Origin of the sequence: uncultured Streptococcus sp. (genome assembly GCF_901875575.1) — a bacterium.
In the GTDB taxonomy this organism is placed as follows: Bacteria; Bacillota; Bacilli; order Lactobacillales; family Streptococcaceae; genus Streptococcus.
This window is the reverse complement of record NZ_CABFMF010000007.1, coordinates 14855-30777: the sequence shown is the minus strand read 5'-3', so window position 1 is coordinate 30777 and position 15923 is coordinate 14855. Positions and strand designations below refer to the sequence as shown.

Genomic DNA, 15923 nt, shown 5'->3' with positions numbered 1-15923 from the left:
ATTATGGAATTTACAGATATTGCGATGGAAATATCGAGGGAGTCCTGGCAGGCTTCCTTTAGGCACCCCTTTGTTTTGCAGTTACAAAAGGGAAATTTAGACCCGTCTATTTTCCGTTACTACTTGATACAGGATGCCTACTACTTAAATGCTTTTTCAAAAGCCTATGATATCTTGGCTGAAAAAACTTCAAACTCAGAGATGAAGAGACTTTTGAAACAAAATGCTCAGAGTTTAGTAGAAGGGGAATTATTTATCCGCCAACAGTTTTTCAAGGAATTGAAAATTAATGATGAGGAAATGGAGCGGCAACCAATTGCTCCAACCTGTTATCATTATGTTTCGCATATTTATCGGCAATTTGAAGAAGCAAATCTAGCCATTGCTTTTGCGAGCTTACTTCCGTGCCCATGGTTGTACCATGATATAGGCAAGGAACTCAATCTTAATCCATCACCAGATCCGCTTTATCAGAAATGGATTGAAACCTATATTACGGATGAACTCGAACAGCAAATAAAAGAAGAGTCTGAGCTAGTCAATCAACTTTATAGAGAAAGTGATGAGTTAGACAAGAAAAAAATGCTCGAAGCCTTCCACATCAGTGTTCATATGGAAGCACAGTTTTGGGAAATGGCCTACCAGCATCAAACATGGAAAAGCGACTTACAGTCTTTAGAAAAAGGAGAATAACAGAAAATGAGAACCAACCAATTACAAATTCATAAATTAACCATTTTATCAATGATGATTGCCCTTGATGTGGTCTTGACACCTATCTTCCGAATCGAAGGTATGGCGCCAATGTCTAGTGTAGTCAATATTTTAGCAGGAATCATGATGGGACCTGTTTATGCTTTGGCTATGGCTACAGTGACAGCCTTTATCCGTATGACGACTCAAGGAATTCCTCCTTTGGCCCTTACAGGAGCAACCTTTGGAGCGCTACTTGCAGGCCTCTTTTATAAGTACGGTCGAAAATTTCACTATTCTGCTTTAGGGGAAATCATCGGTACAGGTATCATCGGATCAATCGTCTCTTATCCAGTTATGGTATTGTTCACAGGATCAGCTGCAAAACTGAGCTGGTTTATCTACACACCTCGATTTTTCGGAGCAACCTTAATCGGTACAGCAATTTCCTTTATTGCCTTTCGATTTTTAATCAAGCAGGAATTCTTTAAAAAAGTGCAGGAATATTTCTTTGGTGAAAGGATAGACTGATGCAGGAATTGACAAATCCTTTTCCTCTGGAAACGACTTCCCTCATTCACTGTATTACCAATGAAATTTCTTGTGAGATGCTGGCAAATGGGATTTTGGCTCTGGGATGTAAACCTGTCATGGCAGATGACCCTCGTGAGGTTCTTGATTTTACTAAGCAAAGCCAGGCCCTCTTCATCAATTTAGGGCATTTATCAGCTGAGAAGGAAAAAGCAATCCGTATGGCAGTTTCTTATGCAGATAAAGTTTGTCTTCCAATGGTAGTAGATGCGGTTGGCGTAACAGCTTCATCCATTCGTAAGAGCTTAGTCAGAGACCTTTTAGACTATAGCCCTACGGTCCTTAAAGGAAACATGTCAGAAATTAGAAGTCTTGTTGGCTTAAAGCACCATGGCGTTGGGGTCGATGCGAGTGCTAAAGATCAAGAAACTGAGGATGTGCTTCAAGTCTTGAAAGACTGGTGTCAAACCTATCCTGGTATGTCATTCTTAGTTACTGGCCCCAAGGATCTCATCGTTTCGAAGAATCAGGTTGCTGTATTGGAGAATGGCTGTGCAGAATTAGACTGGATAACAGGGACAGGAGATTTGGTCGGAGCTTTAACAGCCGTTTTTCTCAGTCAAGGAAAGACTGGGTTTGAAGCATCTTGTCTTGCAGTCTCTTATCTCAATATCGCTGCTGAGAAAATAGTTGTTCAAGGGATGGGATTGGAAGAATTTCGTTACCAAGTACTCAATCAGCTTTCACTCCTCAAAAGAGATGAAAACTGGCTAGACGCTATCAAAGGAGAGGTTTATGGATAGAGAGGCGCTTAGACTATATCTGGTAACCAATCGCTACCAAGATTCTTTGGAAAGTTTTCTTAAAAAGGTTGAGACGGCCTGCCGTTCAGGTGTCACCATAGTCCAATTGCGAGAAAAAAATCTCACAACCAATCAATATTATCAACTGGCAAAACAAGTCAAGGAAATAACAGATGCCTATCAGGTACCCTTGATTATCGACGATCGTTTGGATGTCTGTCTTGCGGTTGATGCTACTGGTCTGCATATAGGAGATGATGAACTACCAGTTTCGGTTGCCCGACAAGTCTTGGGCCCTGAAAAAATACTTGGTGTCACAGCTAAAACGGTAAAAAGAGCCCTCGAGGCAGAAGAAGGGGGTGCAGATTACTTGGGGACAGGAGCTATTTTCCCAACAACCACCAAGGAAAATGCGCCTATCACCCTGATTTCAACCTTGAAGACAATTTGCCAAAGGGTAGCCATTCCAGTAGTTGCTATTGGAGGATTGACATCAGAGAATATTGACCAACTTATCGGCACTGGAATAGCTGGAGTAGCAGTCGTACGCGATCTGATGCAAGCAGAAGATATAGAGGAAAAAACGCAAGCCTTTTTAACAAAGCTAGATGACATTATTTCCTAATTAATACTCAATGAAAATCAAAGAGCAAACTAGGAAGCTAGTCGCAGCTTGCTCAAAGTACAGCTTTGAGGTTGCAGATAAAGCTGACCTAGTTTGAAGAGATTTTTAAAAAGTATAAAAACTCTCTAATTCCCTTAAAGTGGGAACTAGAGAGTTTTTTTAATCTTTAAAGCTTGTATGGTTGACTGGACCAGAACCATGACCGAGTTGAGGGGCGTCTTGGATGGCTTTTGTAATAAAGGCCTTGGCCTTATCGACTGCCTGGTAAAGACTTCTGCCCTTGGCTAGTTCAGCCGTAATCACTGCAGCAAAGGTACATCCAGTACCATGGGTGTGACAGGTTTGAATTCTTGGGCTTTCCCAGACAAATTCCTCATCCTTGGTAAAGAGGAAGTCTTTGGCACCGCCTTCGAGATGACCACCTTTGATGACAACAGACTGAGGACCAAATTCTTTTAAAATCAGGCGACCGGCACGTTGCATGTCTTCGGAATCATGGATTGAAAAACCAACAATCTCTTCTGCCTCAGGAAGGTTGGGTGTGATAATGGTTGCAAGGGGAAGCAGGTTTGTTTTTAGGTAGGTTCTGGCAATGGTATCAATCAGGGTGTCACCACTCGTAGCGACCATAACAGGGTCAAGGACATAGGGACAATCCAGGTTTTTAAGATAGGGCTGGATGATTTCCATAATTTCGGTAGTTGCCAACATCCCAGTTTTTACAGCCTGAGGCTTGATATCCGAAAAGACACTGTCCAATTGGGCTTTCAACATTTGAGGAGAAACGTGCTCGATCAATTGAACGCCTCGGGTATTTTGAGCGACAAGACTGGTCACAACTGCCATTCCATAGACATCTCTAGCTTGGAATGACTTTAAATCAGCCATAATGCCAGCACCACCACTAGGGTCAGTCCCTGCAATGGTCAAAGCAACGGGTAAATAAGTCATCTAAAACCTCCCAACCAACTGAAGTTTGTATTCTTAAGAACAAGCTGGTCTGTTTTAGAAAGGTAATAGAAGACTGCTAGTCCACATTATCATTTCCACTTCCATCAGCTAGCATTACCTAGATTGAGTCAAAGGGTCTAACAGTTGTTAATCTCAGCTTTACGCACCCCTAGTGGTTGTTTTCTTTTTTCTTTAGTATAGCATATTTTTATAGTTTATATAGTAAGATTTGACTGAAAATCCTGTATTATATGGTTAAAATTCAATTTTTCAAAGAAAAGATTAATTTTCATAATTGACAAATGTAGATTATAGGAGTATACTAATAACTGTAATCGACAAATGTAGATTTTGGAGGTGTGATTATGCAGATTTCAGATGCAGAATGGCAGGTCATGAAGATTATTTGGATGCAGGGCGAACAGACCAGTACGGATTTGATCAGGGTTCTGGCGGAGCGGTTCGACTGGTCCAAGTCGACCATTCAAACTCTTTTGGCTCGTTTGGTTGAGAAAGAGTGTTTGACTCGGAAAAAAGAAGGCAAGTCTTTTGTTTATTCAGCCCTTTTAACTTTGGACCAAAGTCGGGATTTACTTGTCCAAGATATCAAGGACAAGGTTTGTTCTCGTAGGATTAAGAACTTGTTGGCTGATTTGATTGCTGAATGTGATTTTACTCAGGCTGACTTGGAAGACTTGGAAGCTGTGATTTCTGAGAAGAAATCAAGCGTTGTAACAGAAGTAAAATGTAATTGTATGTAAAGGAGACGTCATGTTAAATAGCATTGTAACTATTATTTGTATTGCCCTTATCGCGTTTATCTTGTTTTGGTTTTTCAAAAAGCCTGAAAAATCTGGACAAAGGGCCCAGCAAAAAAACGGCTACCAAGAGATTCGAGTGGATGTCATGGGGGGCTATACGCCTGAGTTGATTATCCTCAAGAAATCAGTGCCAGCCCGCATTGTCTTTGACCGTAAGGACCCTTCACCCTGTCTGGACCAAATTGTTTTTCCAGATTTTGGTGTACATGCGGACCTGCCTATGGGGGAAGAGTATGTAGTGGAAATCACGCCTGAGCAGGCTGGAGAGTATGGTTTCTCTTGTGGCATGAATATGATGCACGGCAAGATGATTGTAGAATAGGAGAATGATATGACTGAAATTGTAAAAGCAAGTCTTGAAAATGGTGTTCAAAAAATCCGTATCACGGCAGACAAAGGCTACCATCCAGCTCATATACAGCTTCAAAAAGGGATTCCAGCTGAGATTACCTTTCATCGAGCAACTCCTTCAAACTGTTACAAGGAAATTCTGTTTGAAGAAGAAGGCATCTTGGAACCAATCGGCGTAGATGAGGAGAAAGTCATTCGTTTTACACCTCAAGAATTAGGTCAACATGAATTTTCTTGTGGTATGAAGATGCAAAAGGGAAGTTATACAGTTGTTGAGAAGACTCGAAAATCTCTATCACTTTTACAGCGTTTTTGGATTACTAGTATCTTTACTGTGCCTCTTGTGATCCTCATGATTGGGATGTCGACAGGAGGAATTAGTCACCAAGTCATGCGTTGGGGCACCTTTTTAGCCACAACACCGATTATGCTAGTAGCAGGTGGTCCTTATATCCAAAGTGCTTGGGCTAGTTTTAAAAAGCACAATGCCAACATGGATACCTTGGTTGCTCTGGGAACCCTAGTGGCCTATTTCTATAGCTTAGTTGCCCTCTTCGCTGGCCTCCCCGTTTACTTTGAAAGTGCTGCCTTTATCTTCTTCTTCGTTCTTATGGGAGCCGTTTTTGAGGAGAAAATGCGGAAAAATACTTCCCAAGCTGTGGAGAAATTACTGGATTTGCAGGCTAAAACTGCAGAAGTCTTACGTGAGGATAACTATGTTCAAGTCCCTTTGGAGCAAGTCAAGGTAGGTGACCTGATTCGAGTGCGTCCCGGTGAAAAGATTGCGGTTGATGGTATCGTAGTAGAAGGTATCTCTAGTATTGATGAGTCTATGGTGACAGGTGAGAGTCTGCCTGTGGACAAGACAGTTGGAGATACCGTCATTGGTTCAACCATCAATAATAGTGGAACACTTGTTTTTAGAGCAGAAAAAGTTGGTTCAGAGACTGTTTTGGCTCAGATTGTGGACTTTGTGAAGAAAGCCCAGACCAGCCGAGCACCAATTCAGGACTTGACGGATAAGATTTCAGGAATTTTTGTCCCAGCAGTTGTCATTTTAGCGATTTTAACTTTTTGGATTTGGTTTGTCGTGCTTGGAGCGAGCTTTGTGTCCTCTCTTCTCTACGGAGTGGCGGTTTTGATTATTGCCTGTCCTTGTGCATTGGGACTTGCAACACCAACAGCCCTTATGGTGGGGACAGGTCGCAGTGCCAAGATGGGAGTTCTCCTCAAAAATGGAACGGTTCTACAGGAAATCCAGAAAGTCCAAACTATTGTTTTTGATAAGACCGGGACTTTGACGGAAGGGAAACCTGTGGTCACAGATATCATCGGCGACGAAGTAGAAGTGCTTGGATTGGCAGCTTCCTTGGAAGAAGCTTCTCAACACCCACTGGCTGAAGCCGTTGTGAAACGAGCGAGTGAAGCTGGACTTGAGTTTCACCCTGTTGAAAATTTCCAAGCCTTGCACGGAAAAGGTGTCTCAGGGCAAATCAATGGAAAACAAGTTTTGCTTGGAAATGCTAAAATGCTGGATGGTATGAACATTTCTAGCACTTATCAGGAAAAACTAGAACAACTGGAAAAAGAAGCCAAGACAGTTGTGTTCTTGGCTGTGGACAATGAAATCAAAGGATTGCTTGCTCTGCAAGATATTCCTAAGGAAAATGCTAAGCTTGCCATCAGTCAGTTGAAAAAACGAGGTCTTAAAACAGTCATGCTGACAGGAGACAATGCTGGTGTGGCGCGTGCTATTGCAGATCAAATCGGAATCGAAGAGGTCATTTCAGGTGTCTTGCCAGAAGAAAAAGCCCATGAAATCCATAAACTACAAGCGGCTGGCAAAGTAGCCTTTGTTGGGGACGGTATCAATGATGCTCCTGCCCTCAGTGTAGCAGATGTGGGAATTGCTATGGGAGCTGGAACAGATATCGCCATCGAGTCAGCAGATTTGGTGTTGACAACTAATAACCTCCTAGGAGTGGTGCGAGCCTTTGACATGAGTAAGAAAACCTTTAATCGTATTCTGCTCAATCTTTTCTGGGCCTTTATTTACAATGTTGTTGGAATTCCGATAGCAGCAGGAGTTTTTTCAGGTGTTGGACTGGCCCTCAATCCAGAACTGGCAGGTCTAGCTATGGCCTTTAGTTCTGTCTCCGTTCTGACCAGTTCCCTTCTGCTAAACTTTAGTAAAATAGAGTAAAAAGTGCTTCTAAAATTTGATTTATTATAAGACAGTTTCGTAAAACGATTTCAGACTGTACTGTAATAGAGAATAAAAACTTCTGAGCAGATTCTTAGTAAACTAAAATTAAATGTGGTAAATTAGAGTTGTAATAAATTTACTAAAAGCGTTTTCATTATCTGAATGCTTCTTAGTAAATTTAAAAATATTTGAAGGAGAGTTATAATGACTCAAGGGAAAATTACTGCATCTGCAGCAATGCTTAATGTATTGAAAACATGGGGCGTAGACACAATCTACGGTATCCCATCAGGAACACTCAGCTCATTGATGGATGCTTTAGCTGAAGACAAAGACATCCGCTTCTTGCAAGTTCGCCACGAAGAAACTGGTGCTCTTGCAGCGGTTATGCAAGCTAAATTTGGTGGCTCAATTGGGGTTGCAGTTGGTTCAGGTGGTCCAGGTGCGACTCACTTGATTAACGGTGTCTACGATGCAGCTATGGATAACACTCCATTCCTAGCGATCCTTGGATCACGTCCAGTTAACGAATTGAACATGGATGCTTTCCAAGAATTGAACCAAAACCCAATGTACAACGGTATCGCTGTATACAACAAACGTGTAGCTTACGCTGAGCAATTGCCAAAAGTAATCGACGAAGCTTGCCGTGCTGCAGTTTCTAAAAAAGGTCCAGCTGTTGTTGAAATCCCAGTAAACTTCGGTTTCCAAGAAATCGACGAAAACTCATACTACGGTTCAGGTTCATACGAACGTTCATTCATCGCTCCTGCTTTGAACGAAGTTGAAATCAACAAAGCTGTTGAAATCTTGAACAATGCTGAACGTCCAGTTATTTACGCTGGTTACGGTGGTGTTAAAGCTGGTGAAGTGATTACTGAATTGTCACGTAAAATCAAAGCACCAATCATCACAACTGGTAAAAACTTTGAAGCCTTTGAATGGAACTATGAAGGTTTGACAGGTTCTGCTTACCGTGTTGGTTGGAAACCAGCCAACGAAGTGGTCTTTGAAGCAGACACAGTTCTTTTCCTTGGTTCAAACTTCCCATTTGCTGAAGTTTACGAAGCATTCAAGAACACTGAAAAATTCATCCAAGTGGATATCGATCCTTACAAACTTGGTAAACGTCATGCCCTTGACGCTTCAATCCTTGGTGACGCAGGTCAAGCAGCTAAAGCTATCCTTGACAAAGTAAACCCAGTTGAATCAACTCCATGGTGGCGTGCAAACGTTAAGAACAACCAAAACTGGCGTGATTACATGAACAAACTCGAAGGTAAAACTGAGGGTGAATTGCAATTGTACCAAGTTTACAATGCAATCAACAAACATGCTGATCAAGACGCTATCTACTCAATCGACGTAGGTGACACTACTCAAACATCTACTCGTCACCTTCACATGACACCTAAGAACATGTGGCGTACATCTCCACTCTTTGCGACAATGGGTATTGCCCTTCCTGGTGGTATCGCTGCTAAGAAAGACAATCCAGATCGCCAAATATGGAACATCATGGGTGATGGAGCATTTAACATGTGCTACCCAGACGTTATCACAAACGTTCAATACGACCTTCCAGTTATCAACGTTGTCTTCTCAAATGATAAATATGCCTTCATCAAGGACAAATACGAAGACACAAACAAACACTTGTTTGGTTGTGACTTCACAAACGCTGACTACGCTAAAATTGCTGAAGCTCAAGGAGCTGTTGGATTTACAGTAAACCGTATCGAAGATATCGACGCAGTCGTTGCAGAAGCTGTTAAATTGAACAAAGAAGGTAAAACTGTTGTTATCGATGCTCGCATCACTCCACACCGTCCACTTCCAGTAGAAGTACTTGAATTGGATCCAAAACTTCACTCAGAAGAAGCAATCAAAGCCTTCAAGGAAAAATACGAAGCAGAAGAACTCGTACCATTCCGTCTCTTCTTGGAAGAAGAAGGATTGCAATCACGCGCAATTAAATAATTCCTTCGTGGAACTTGAAAAGATCGGAGCAATCCGGTCTTTTTGATATAAGGCAATTGCATATAAATAGTTGACAGCGTTTTCTCAAAATCTTATAATAAAACATAACAGCAGAAAATAAAACTGATATGGGAAGGAGAAAGATTTTTTAAATAGCTGTAGTAAGTGGATTTTCTTAATTCATTAGGAGGAAAGAGATGCAAAAAAAGGATATTTATCTAATCTGTGTGACAATGATTATCTGTTCAATTATTATAGGTTTGATTGTAGGAACTTTTATTTTGCATGGTCTTGAAGATATTGCTGCAATAATTAACCACGGCTTACTGACGATTAATCAATCCATTAATTGACAAAAGCTATTCATTTTTGCATTTTATGAATCAAACAGATCGGAGCAATCCGGTTTTTTTATGGAGGATAGTAAATGAATTTAAATCAATTAGATATTATCGTTTCAGATGTTCCCCAAGTCTGTGCTGACTTGGAGCGTATTTTGGATAAAAAGTCCGATTATGTTGATGACAGTTTTGCTCAGTTTACGATTGGCAGTCACTGTCTGATGTTGTCCCAAAATCATTTGATTCCTTTGGAAGATTTTCAGTCAGGAATCATTCTTCATATCGAGGTTGAGGATTTAAATCAGACTTACCAACGTTTAAAAGAGATTGGTGTCGAGATTTTACACGATTCTTGTGAAACGGATTGGGGAACAGAGTCCTTATTAGTTAAAGGCCCTGCTGGTCTAGTGCTTGATTTTTATCGTATGAAATAGGGTATAGTAGAGTTTGATCGCCAATAAAACTTATAGCATAAGAAGGGATTTATTCACTATTTTTATAAAATTTTCTCCCTACTTTATAAGATGTTAAAAAGAGTTCAATTCGAACTCTTTTTTTGCTATAATGAGGGGAGAAAAATCAGACAGGAGATCAAGATGTCAGAACCATTATTTTTACAATCAGTTATGCAAGAAAGAATCTGGGGTGGTACCAAGCTACGTGATGAGTTTGGTTATGACATTCCAAGTGAAAAAATCGGGGAATACTGGGCCATCTCAGCCCATCCAAATGGTGTCTCTAAAGTTGCCAATGGTCGCTACGAGGGAACAGACCTTGCGACTTTGTATGCAGAGCACCGTGAATTGTTCGGCAACCGTTCTGAGCCTGTATTTCCACTTTTGACAAAAATTCTTGATGCCAATGACTGGCTTAGCGTTCAAGTTCACCCAGATGATGCTTATGGACTAGAGAACGAAGGCGAACTTGGAAAGACAGAATGCTGGTACATCATTGCAGCAGACGAAGGTTCAGAAATTATCTACGGTCACAATGCCAAGTCAAAAGAAGAACTCCGTCAGCAAATCGAGGACAAAAACTGGGATGCCTTGCTGACAAAAGTGCCTGTTAAGGCTGGAGATTTCTTCTATGTACCAAGTGGCACCATGCATGCTATTGGATCAGGAATTTTGATTCTTGAAACCCAGCAGTCTAGCGATACCACTTACCGTGTCTATGACTTTGACCGCAAGGACGACAAGGGCAACTTGCGTGAACTTCACCTTGAAAAGTCCATTGATGTCTTGAACATTGGCGAGCCTGCCAATAGCCGTCCTGTGACTGTCAAAGCAGATGATTTGCGTTCCACTCTCCTTGTATCCAATGATTTCTTTGTAGTTTACAAGTGGGAAATCACAGGAAAAGTTAACTTCGAAAAGACAGCTGAATACAGCCTGTTGAGTGTCTTAGCTGGTCAAGGTCAGCTGACTGTTGACGGGAAAAACTATCCGATTCAAAAAGGCAGCCATTTTATCCTACCAAGTGATGTTGAAGCTTGGACCTTGGAAGGGCAAGGTTTGGAATTAATTGTTAGCCATCCATAAAAAAGAAAGGGCCTGAGTTCATTACTCAAGTCCTTTTTGACTACATAAATTGGGCGATAAAGACCACGATGATGATGATGGGAATGACGAAACGAAGAAGGAAGAGCCAGACTTGGAAAAGTCCCTGTTTCCATGCTGTTTCATCAAGGTGTAGTTCCTCCATAGCAAGAGCTTTTTTGAAGATGTAGCCTGTAAAGAGTGAAAGGCAGAGAGCTCCAAATGGCATGAGGAGATTAGAAACCAAGAAGTCCATAGCGTCAAAGAAGGTCTTCCCAAAAATGTGAACATCAGCCATAACACCGTAAGAAAGGGCTGAAGGAATGCCAAAGACAAAGGTCAAGATTCCCAAAATTACACTCCATTTGGCACGTTTGCTGTTATCCTGATTAGTGATATTGCCCACATTGATTTCCAACATAACAACTGAAGAAGTGACCGTTGCAAAGATGAACAGTAGGAGGAAGAGGATGTAGAAGATAACACCAAATGGCATCTTATCAAAAAGTTGTGGTAAAACGATGAAGAGAAGACTTGGGCCACCTTCAGACTGGAGATTAAAAGCTGACATGGCTGGAAAAATGGCTAGACCTGCCATAATAGAGACCGAGATGTTCATAGCTACGATAGAAATACCCGATTGGACCAGATTGGTTTTCTTATCGAGATAAGAAGCATAGGTTAGCATGGCAGTTACTCCTAGAGAAAGGGCAAAGAAAGATTGGCCCAAAGCATAGAGGAGACCAGCGCTAGTCAATTTTGAAAAGTCAGGTTTGAGGAAGTATAGAACCCCTTCCATAGCATTTGGAAGGCTTAGAGAACGTCCGATGATAATGACAAAGATAATAAAGAGCATAGGCATCATGACCTTTGAGGCTCTTTCGATTCCTTTTTGTACTCCACGTGATACAATAAAGATATTAAGTAAGATGAAAGCTGCTTGGGCTCCTAGTGCGATTAGAGGATTTGAAATGATAGAGGTGAATAATTGAGCGTAATCACCATTTCCTCCTAACTGGAATAATTTTCCAAACTCAATGGCAAGATAAACTAAGATCCAACCACCGATGACACTGTAAAAAGATAAGAGGATAAAGAGGGCGAAGGCCCCAATCCAACCGATAAAGTTGTACTTGTTATTGTTGCCAAGCTTTCCAAAGGTTTTAATACCAGAGACGCCTGCGCTTCTTCCTAAAGCAAATTCAGCAAGTAGAAGTGGAAAACCAATTAAAATAGTGGAGATAAGAAAGACAAGTAGAAATCCTCCACCACCATTGGCAGCTGTCATGTAAGGGAATTTCCAAACAGCACCAAGACCAATGGCTGAACCAGCAGATGCTAGGATAAAGCCTAGTTTTGAACCCCATTGCGATTTTTCAGACATAGTTAAACTCCTAAAATTAGTATTACAAAAGAAAAAGCTACTGCCCTTGGCAAATAGCCTCATCAGTACTCAAAATGAGCGTTTCTTTTGATTGATAGACTTGACTATCCTATCATGTTTTCTAAGGTCTGTCAAGAAAACCATTTTCATGTTATGATAAAGTAAAAAATTTCGCAAAAACGCTTGACTCTGACCTAAGGGGAGGGGTTATACTATCATTGTAAGGAGGAAATCATGTACCATATAAAAGAAGCTGCCCAGTTTTCAGGTGTCTCGGTCAAGACTTTGCACCACTACGATAAGATAGGACTTTTGGTTCCTTTAAAGTCGGAAAACGGCTATCGAACCTATAGTCAGGAGGATTTGGAACGCCTTCAGGTCATTCTTTACTACAAATATCTAGGTTTTTCTTTAGAAAAAATAGCAGAGCTATTAAAGGAAGAAAGGACAGATTTATTGCCTCACTTGACCAGGCAGTTGGACTATTTGACTCGAGAAAGGCAACATCTGGATAGCTTGATTTCCACCTTGCAAAAAACCATTCAAGAACAAAAAGGAGAAATAAAAATGACCATTGAGGAAAAATTCACTGGATTTAACTACCAAGACCATCAAAAATACCACCAAGAGGCGGTAGAGAAATATGGACAGGAAGTCATGGACCAAGCGCTGGAGCGCCAGAAAGGTCACGAAGACGAGGCTACTACTGCCTTCAACCAAGTTTTTCAAGCCTTGGCACAAAATCTTCAAGCTGGACTTCCTGTAACAGCAGACGCAAATCAAGAAGAAGCAGCTAAACTCTTGCGAGCCATACGTACTTATGGATTTGATTGTACTATTGAAGTATTCGGTCATATCGGTAAAGGCTACGTCTACAACCCAGAATTTAAGGAAAACATTGACAAATTTGGACCTGGAACAGCCCAGTACACATCAAATGTCATTGCCCACTATGTCCAAACTCAGACAAAATAAAATCGGAGGAGTATTCTTCCGATTTTTGCTAAATTCAAACACTACTTGCTTAATAATTTTTCTACTACATTTAGTTTTCGCATGGTCAAATCTACATTGAAAAGCTTTTCAAGATAGTTGGTATGGAGTTTCTTTTGTTTTGCAGTTCTAGGGAGATAGAGGTAAAGACAATGGTTACCTATACAAATTTCTTCTTCACCGTAATCAATTTTCAATTTTTCTAAAGGGAGACTTTTAATAGATTCTTGATAAAAAATCACGTGTATACGGTCATAAAGATAGTGTTCTCCAAACGGGTTTTCTTGGACAATTTTTTTAAAATCACTTTTGTTCTTGATTACCATTTTTAAGTCAGCACCAATATTTTCATTTATTAGAGTATGAACACGTTCTCGTATTGTTTCTAAATCTAAGTCACTTTCAAGAATGATATTCCCACTTTGAATATAGGTTCGAACTTGTTGAAAACCAGCTTCTGTCAAGATATCTACTAGATAAGACATTTTAGGGATAGCATTTTTTCCATTAGGAGTAACTCCCCTTAACAAGATAATATGTTCCAAAGTAGTTCCTTTCTTTTGGGGCTGATTTAGTCATTGAATAATTTAGATTTAGATTGGATTTGATCCCGCCACCCAACCAGTACAGAGGGCAGAAGTAATGTTAAAGCCTCCCGTGTGGGCATTGATATCCAGTACCTCGCCAGCGAAATGGAGTCCAGGGACTAGCTTGCTTTCCAGAGTTTTAGGGTTGATTTCCTTAAGACTGACACCACCTTTGGTGACAAAGGATTTGGCAAGGGACATTTTACCAGTGATAGGAATTTTGAGAGCCTTGATAGACTGGAGAAGTTGTTCACGTTCCTTTTCAGTCAACTGTTTGACTTTTTCAGGATAGTCTTGCACAAAAAATTCTGCCAAACGTTCTGCTAACAAGGTTCTTAAGGCATTTTTTAGAGATTTTTCCCGATTTTCTTCTAGAAATGTAGCTAAGTCCTTCTCAGAAAGTTGAGGCAAGACATCCAGTGAGAGAACCTCCCCACCCTTGACAAAGCTGGACATACGGAGAGCAGCAGGACCAGACAATCCAAAGTGGGTAAAGAGGAGGTCATGCGTGATCACATGTTTACCATAACTGAGTGTCACATCGTCTAGAGAAATCCCTTGTAAGGCCTTGTGAGGGAAATCTGTTAATAAAGGACTCTCAGCAGCCTCAAGGTCTGTAATAGTATGTTTGAAATGGCGTGCAATCTCATGACCAAAACCAGTAGATCCAGTAGAAGGATAGGATTTTCCACCAGTTGTAACAATGAGTTTCTCACAAGTAAAGGATTCATCCGCTGACTTGAGGACAAACTGACCGTCTATCTTTTTTACAGAAACGATCTCTGTTTGAGTGGCAACTTGTCCACCTAACTCCACTATTTTCTTTTCAAGAGCTTCGATAATGGTTCGAGACTTATCACTAGCAGGAAAGACACGTCCGTGATCCTCTACCTTTAGTTTGACCCCATTTTCTGTAAAAAAGTTAATGATATCATGGTTATCAAACTGGGAGAAGACACTGTAAAGAAAGCGACCATTACCTGGAATACCAGCCAATAGGTCATCCAAAGTACCGTTGTTTGTCACATTGCAACGTCCCCCACCAGTCCCAGCTAATTTTTTTCCAAGTTTCCGATTTTTTTCGATGAGAAGGGTTGCTTGCCCATAAAAGCTACTGGAAATCGTAGCCATCATGCCAGCAGGGCCTCCGCCAATTACAATAGTATCAAAATGTTTCATAAGAGTATTGTACCACAAAAAAGAGACGGGTGATCGTCTCTTGGAATGTAAATAATTAGTTGATTTCATAACCCATAAGTAAACCACCATCTTCAGCATAAAAACTACAGAGTCCAGAAGTGCCTAAGATTTTGATGTCTGCTTGAGGGAAGGTTTCAAGAATAAGTTCGGATAGTTGTTGACAGAATTTTTCATTACTACGGTGAGCCATGATAATACGGCCACCAGCATAGCCTGCTTTGACTAGTTCTTCATAGGCCGCCTGAAGTGATTTCTTAGGACCTCGAGCCTTTTGAAGTAATTCTAGAGTACCAGTTTCACTTGCTTCACCAACCATGCGAATGTTAAGGAGACCAACAACAGTTCCGATAAGCTTACTCAAACGACCATTCTTTACTAAATTGTCTACCTTAGCTAGAACAAACAGTAACTTAGTTTTTTCTTGATAGGTAGTGATGGCTTGAACCACTTCATCAAAAGAGAGACCTTGTTCAATCAATTCATTTAACTTATCGACCAACAAATCAACTTCTCCACCTGCTGATAAGCTATCAATAACATGGATATTGGTTTCAGGATGGTCTTCTAAATAAATATTTTTTGCTAGTTGCGCACTATTGTGGCTTCCTGATAATGTTCCAGTGATAGTCACCACAATAATGTTTTCTCCCCCTTCAAAAGCACGTAAATAATCATCTGGGCTTGGACAAGCTGATTTTGAAGCTTCTGCAGTTGCATACATAGTTTCCATCATTTGGTCGATATCAAGATTGGCATCATCAACAAAAATCTGATCAGCTACTTGAATGGTTAAAGGGACACTTACGAATGTTGTGTCAATAGCTGGTTTTGTCAGTTGACGGTAATCACAACCAGAATCAGCAACAATTTTCCAAGTCATAGAAATTCTCCATCTTTGCCACTTATACATTGACAAAGG

The 15923-nt window shown here is 40.7% G+C and carries 17 protein-coding genes and 1 riboswitch; of the genes, 12 read left to right on the top strand and 5 right to left on the bottom strand.

Translation table 11 applies throughout. The features are described 5' to 3' along the window. The first annotated feature begins 3 nt into the window (after positions 1–3). Genes tenA through thiE form a run of 4 tightly spaced genes read left to right on the top strand, consistent with a single transcriptional unit; the run spans position 4 to position 2652 of the window. Positions 4–693 (top strand): thiaminase II, encoded by a 690-nt coding sequence (gene tenA / locus QZ114_RS01690; RefSeq protein WP_295499015.1) that lies wholly within the window; start codon positions 4–6, stop codon positions 691–693. 6 nt (positions 694–699) lie between these two features. After that, on the top strand, positions 700–1224 hold the full coding sequence (gene thiW, locus QZ114_RS01685; protein WP_295499011.1) for an energy coupling factor transporter S component ThiW: 525 nt from the start codon (positions 700–702) through the stop codon (positions 1222–1224). Further along, on the top strand, positions 1224–2027 hold the full coding sequence (locus QZ114_RS01680; protein WP_295499008.1) for a hydroxyethylthiazole kinase: 804 nt from the start codon (positions 1224–1226) through the stop codon (positions 2025–2027). Before thiW ends, QZ114_RS01680 begins: the two co-directional genes overlap by 1 nt. Beyond that, positions 2020–2652, top strand: coding sequence for a thiamine phosphate synthase (gene thiE, locus QZ114_RS01675; RefSeq protein ID WP_295499005.1), 633 nt, complete (start codon positions 2020–2022; stop codon positions 2650–2652). Before QZ114_RS01680 ends, thiE begins: the two co-directional genes overlap by 8 nt. Positions 2653–2811: 159 nt before the next feature. Here thiE and thiD read toward each other — a convergent pair whose 3' ends face one another. After that, positions 2812–3603: a bifunctional hydroxymethylpyrimidine kinase/phosphomethylpyrimidine kinase gene (thiD, locus tag QZ114_RS01670; RefSeq protein ID WP_295499003.1), complete on the bottom strand. Its 792-nt coding sequence runs from the start codon at positions 3601–3603 to the stop codon at positions 2812–2814. Between the two features lie 83 nt (positions 3604–3686). Continuing rightward, positions 3687–3784, bottom strand: a riboswitch (TPP riboswitch). Between the two features lie 184 nt (positions 3785–3968). Here thiD and QZ114_RS01665 point away from each other — a divergent pair. From QZ114_RS01665 to manA, 7 genes are all read left to right on the top strand, one after another. Further along, positions 3969–4364, top strand: a complete 396-nt coding sequence (locus QZ114_RS01665; RefSeq protein WP_295499000.1) for a CopY/TcrY family copper transport repressor — start codon at positions 3969–3971, stop codon at positions 4362–4364. 10 nt (positions 4365–4374) lie between these two features. Then, on the top strand, positions 4375–4746 hold the full coding sequence (locus QZ114_RS01660) for a cupredoxin domain-containing protein (protein WP_295498997.1): 372 nt from the start codon (positions 4375–4377) through the stop codon (positions 4744–4746). 9 nt (positions 4747–4755) lie between these two features. Next, complete coding sequence (locus QZ114_RS01655) at positions 4756–6978, top strand: heavy metal translocating P-type ATPase (protein WP_295498994.1); 2223 nt, start codon at positions 4756–4758, stop codon at positions 6976–6978. A gap of 207 nt (positions 6979–7185) precedes the next feature. Continuing rightward, complete coding sequence (gene spxB, locus QZ114_RS01650; RefSeq protein WP_000191822.1) at positions 7186–8961, top strand: pyruvate oxidase; 1776 nt, start codon at positions 7186–7188, stop codon at positions 8959–8961. 197 nt (positions 8962–9158) lie between these two features. Next, complete coding sequence (locus QZ114_RS01645) at positions 9159–9314, top strand: hypothetical protein (RefSeq protein ID WP_295498991.1); 156 nt, start codon at positions 9159–9161, stop codon at positions 9312–9314. 74 nt (positions 9315–9388) lie between these two features. Continuing rightward, positions 9389–9736, top strand: a complete 348-nt coding sequence (locus QZ114_RS01640) for a glyoxalase/bleomycin resistance/extradiol dioxygenase family protein (protein WP_295498988.1) — start codon at positions 9389–9391, stop codon at positions 9734–9736. Between the two features lie 162 nt (positions 9737–9898). Then, positions 9899–10843, top strand: coding sequence for a mannose-6-phosphate isomerase, class I (manA, locus tag QZ114_RS01635; protein WP_295498985.1), 945 nt, complete (start codon positions 9899–9901; stop codon positions 10841–10843). Between the two features lie 40 nt (positions 10844–10883). Here the strand turns inward: manA and QZ114_RS01630 are convergent, their stop codons facing one another. Continuing rightward, positions 10884–12224, bottom strand: coding sequence for a sodium-dependent transporter (locus tag QZ114_RS01630; RefSeq protein ID WP_295498983.1), 1341 nt, complete (start codon positions 12222–12224; stop codon positions 10884–10886). A gap of 234 nt (positions 12225–12458) precedes the next feature. Here QZ114_RS01630 and QZ114_RS01625 point away from each other — a divergent pair, with 234 nt between their 5' ends. Then, a complete protein-coding gene (locus QZ114_RS01625) occupies positions 12459–13199 on the top strand; it encodes a MerR family transcriptional regulator (RefSeq protein WP_295498980.1) in 741 nt (246 codons plus the stop codon). A 41-nt stretch (positions 13200–13240) separates the two neighbouring features. Here the strand turns inward: QZ114_RS01625 and QZ114_RS01620 are convergent, their stop codons facing one another. The 3 genes from QZ114_RS01620 to QZ114_RS01610 are packed head-to-tail and all read right to left on the bottom strand — an operon-like array spanning position 13241 to position 15884. Further along, positions 13241–13762: a DUF1697 domain-containing protein gene (locus QZ114_RS01620; protein WP_153209062.1), complete on the bottom strand. Its 522-nt coding sequence runs from the start codon at positions 13760–13762 to the stop codon at positions 13241–13243. A 48-nt stretch (positions 13763–13810) separates the two neighbouring features. After that, positions 13811–14983: an NAD(P)/FAD-dependent oxidoreductase gene (locus tag QZ114_RS01615; RefSeq protein WP_295498974.1), complete on the bottom strand. Its 1173-nt coding sequence runs from the start codon at positions 14981–14983 to the stop codon at positions 13811–13813. Positions 14984–15038: 55 nt separating this feature from the next. Further along, a complete protein-coding gene (locus QZ114_RS01610; protein ID WP_295498971.1) occupies positions 15039–15884 on the bottom strand; it encodes a DegV family protein in 846 nt (281 codons plus the stop codon). Between the last annotated feature and the right edge of the window lie 39 nt (positions 15885–15923).

Bases quoted from the DNA above. Each gene is read 5' to 3' on its own strand.
- tenA (WP_295499015.1), top strand. From the start codon at position 4: ATGGAATTTACAGATATTGCGATGGAAATATCGAGGGAGTCCTGGCAG.
- thiW (WP_295499011.1), top strand. From the start codon at position 700: ATGAGAACCAACCAATTACAAATTCATAAATTAACCATTTTATCAATG.
- QZ114_RS01680 (WP_295499008.1), top strand. From the start codon at position 1,224: ATGCAGGAATTGACAAATCCTTTTCCTCTGGAAACGACTTCCCTCATT.
- thiE (WP_295499005.1), top strand. From the start codon at position 2,020: ATGGATAGAGAGGCGCTTAGACTATATCTGGTAACCAATCGCTACCAA.
- thiD (WP_295499003.1), bottom strand. From the start codon at position 3,603: ATGACTTATTTACCCGTTGCTTTGACCATTGCAGGGACTGACCCTAGT.
- QZ114_RS01665 (WP_295499000.1), top strand. From the start codon at position 3,969: ATGCAGATTTCAGATGCAGAATGGCAGGTCATGAAGATTATTTGGATG.
- QZ114_RS01660 (WP_295498997.1), top strand. From the start codon at position 4,375: ATGTTAAATAGCATTGTAACTATTATTTGTATTGCCCTTATCGCGTTT.
- QZ114_RS01655 (WP_295498994.1), top strand. From the start codon at position 4,756: ATGACTGAAATTGTAAAAGCAAGTCTTGAAAATGGTGTTCAAAAAATC.
- spxB (WP_000191822.1), top strand. From the start codon at position 7,186: ATGACTCAAGGGAAAATTACTGCATCTGCAGCAATGCTTAATGTATTG.
- QZ114_RS01645 (WP_295498991.1), top strand. From the start codon at position 9,159: ATGCAAAAAAAGGATATTTATCTAATCTGTGTGACAATGATTATCTGT.
- QZ114_RS01640 (WP_295498988.1), top strand. From the start codon at position 9,389: ATGAATTTAAATCAATTAGATATTATCGTTTCAGATGTTCCCCAAGTC.
- manA (WP_295498985.1), top strand. From the start codon at position 9,899: ATGTCAGAACCATTATTTTTACAATCAGTTATGCAAGAAAGAATCTGG.
- QZ114_RS01630 (WP_295498983.1), bottom strand. From the start codon at position 12,224: ATGTCTGAAAAATCGCAATGGGGTTCAAAACTAGGCTTTATCCTAGCA.
- QZ114_RS01625 (WP_295498980.1), top strand. From the start codon at position 12,459: ATGTACCATATAAAAGAAGCTGCCCAGTTTTCAGGTGTCTCGGTCAAG.
- QZ114_RS01615 (WP_295498974.1), bottom strand. From the start codon at position 14,983: ATGAAACATTTTGATACTATTGTAATTGGCGGAGGCCCTGCTGGCATG.
- QZ114_RS01610 (WP_295498971.1), bottom strand. From the start codon at position 15,884: ATGACTTGGAAAATTGTTGCTGATTCTGGTTGTGATTACCGTCAACTG.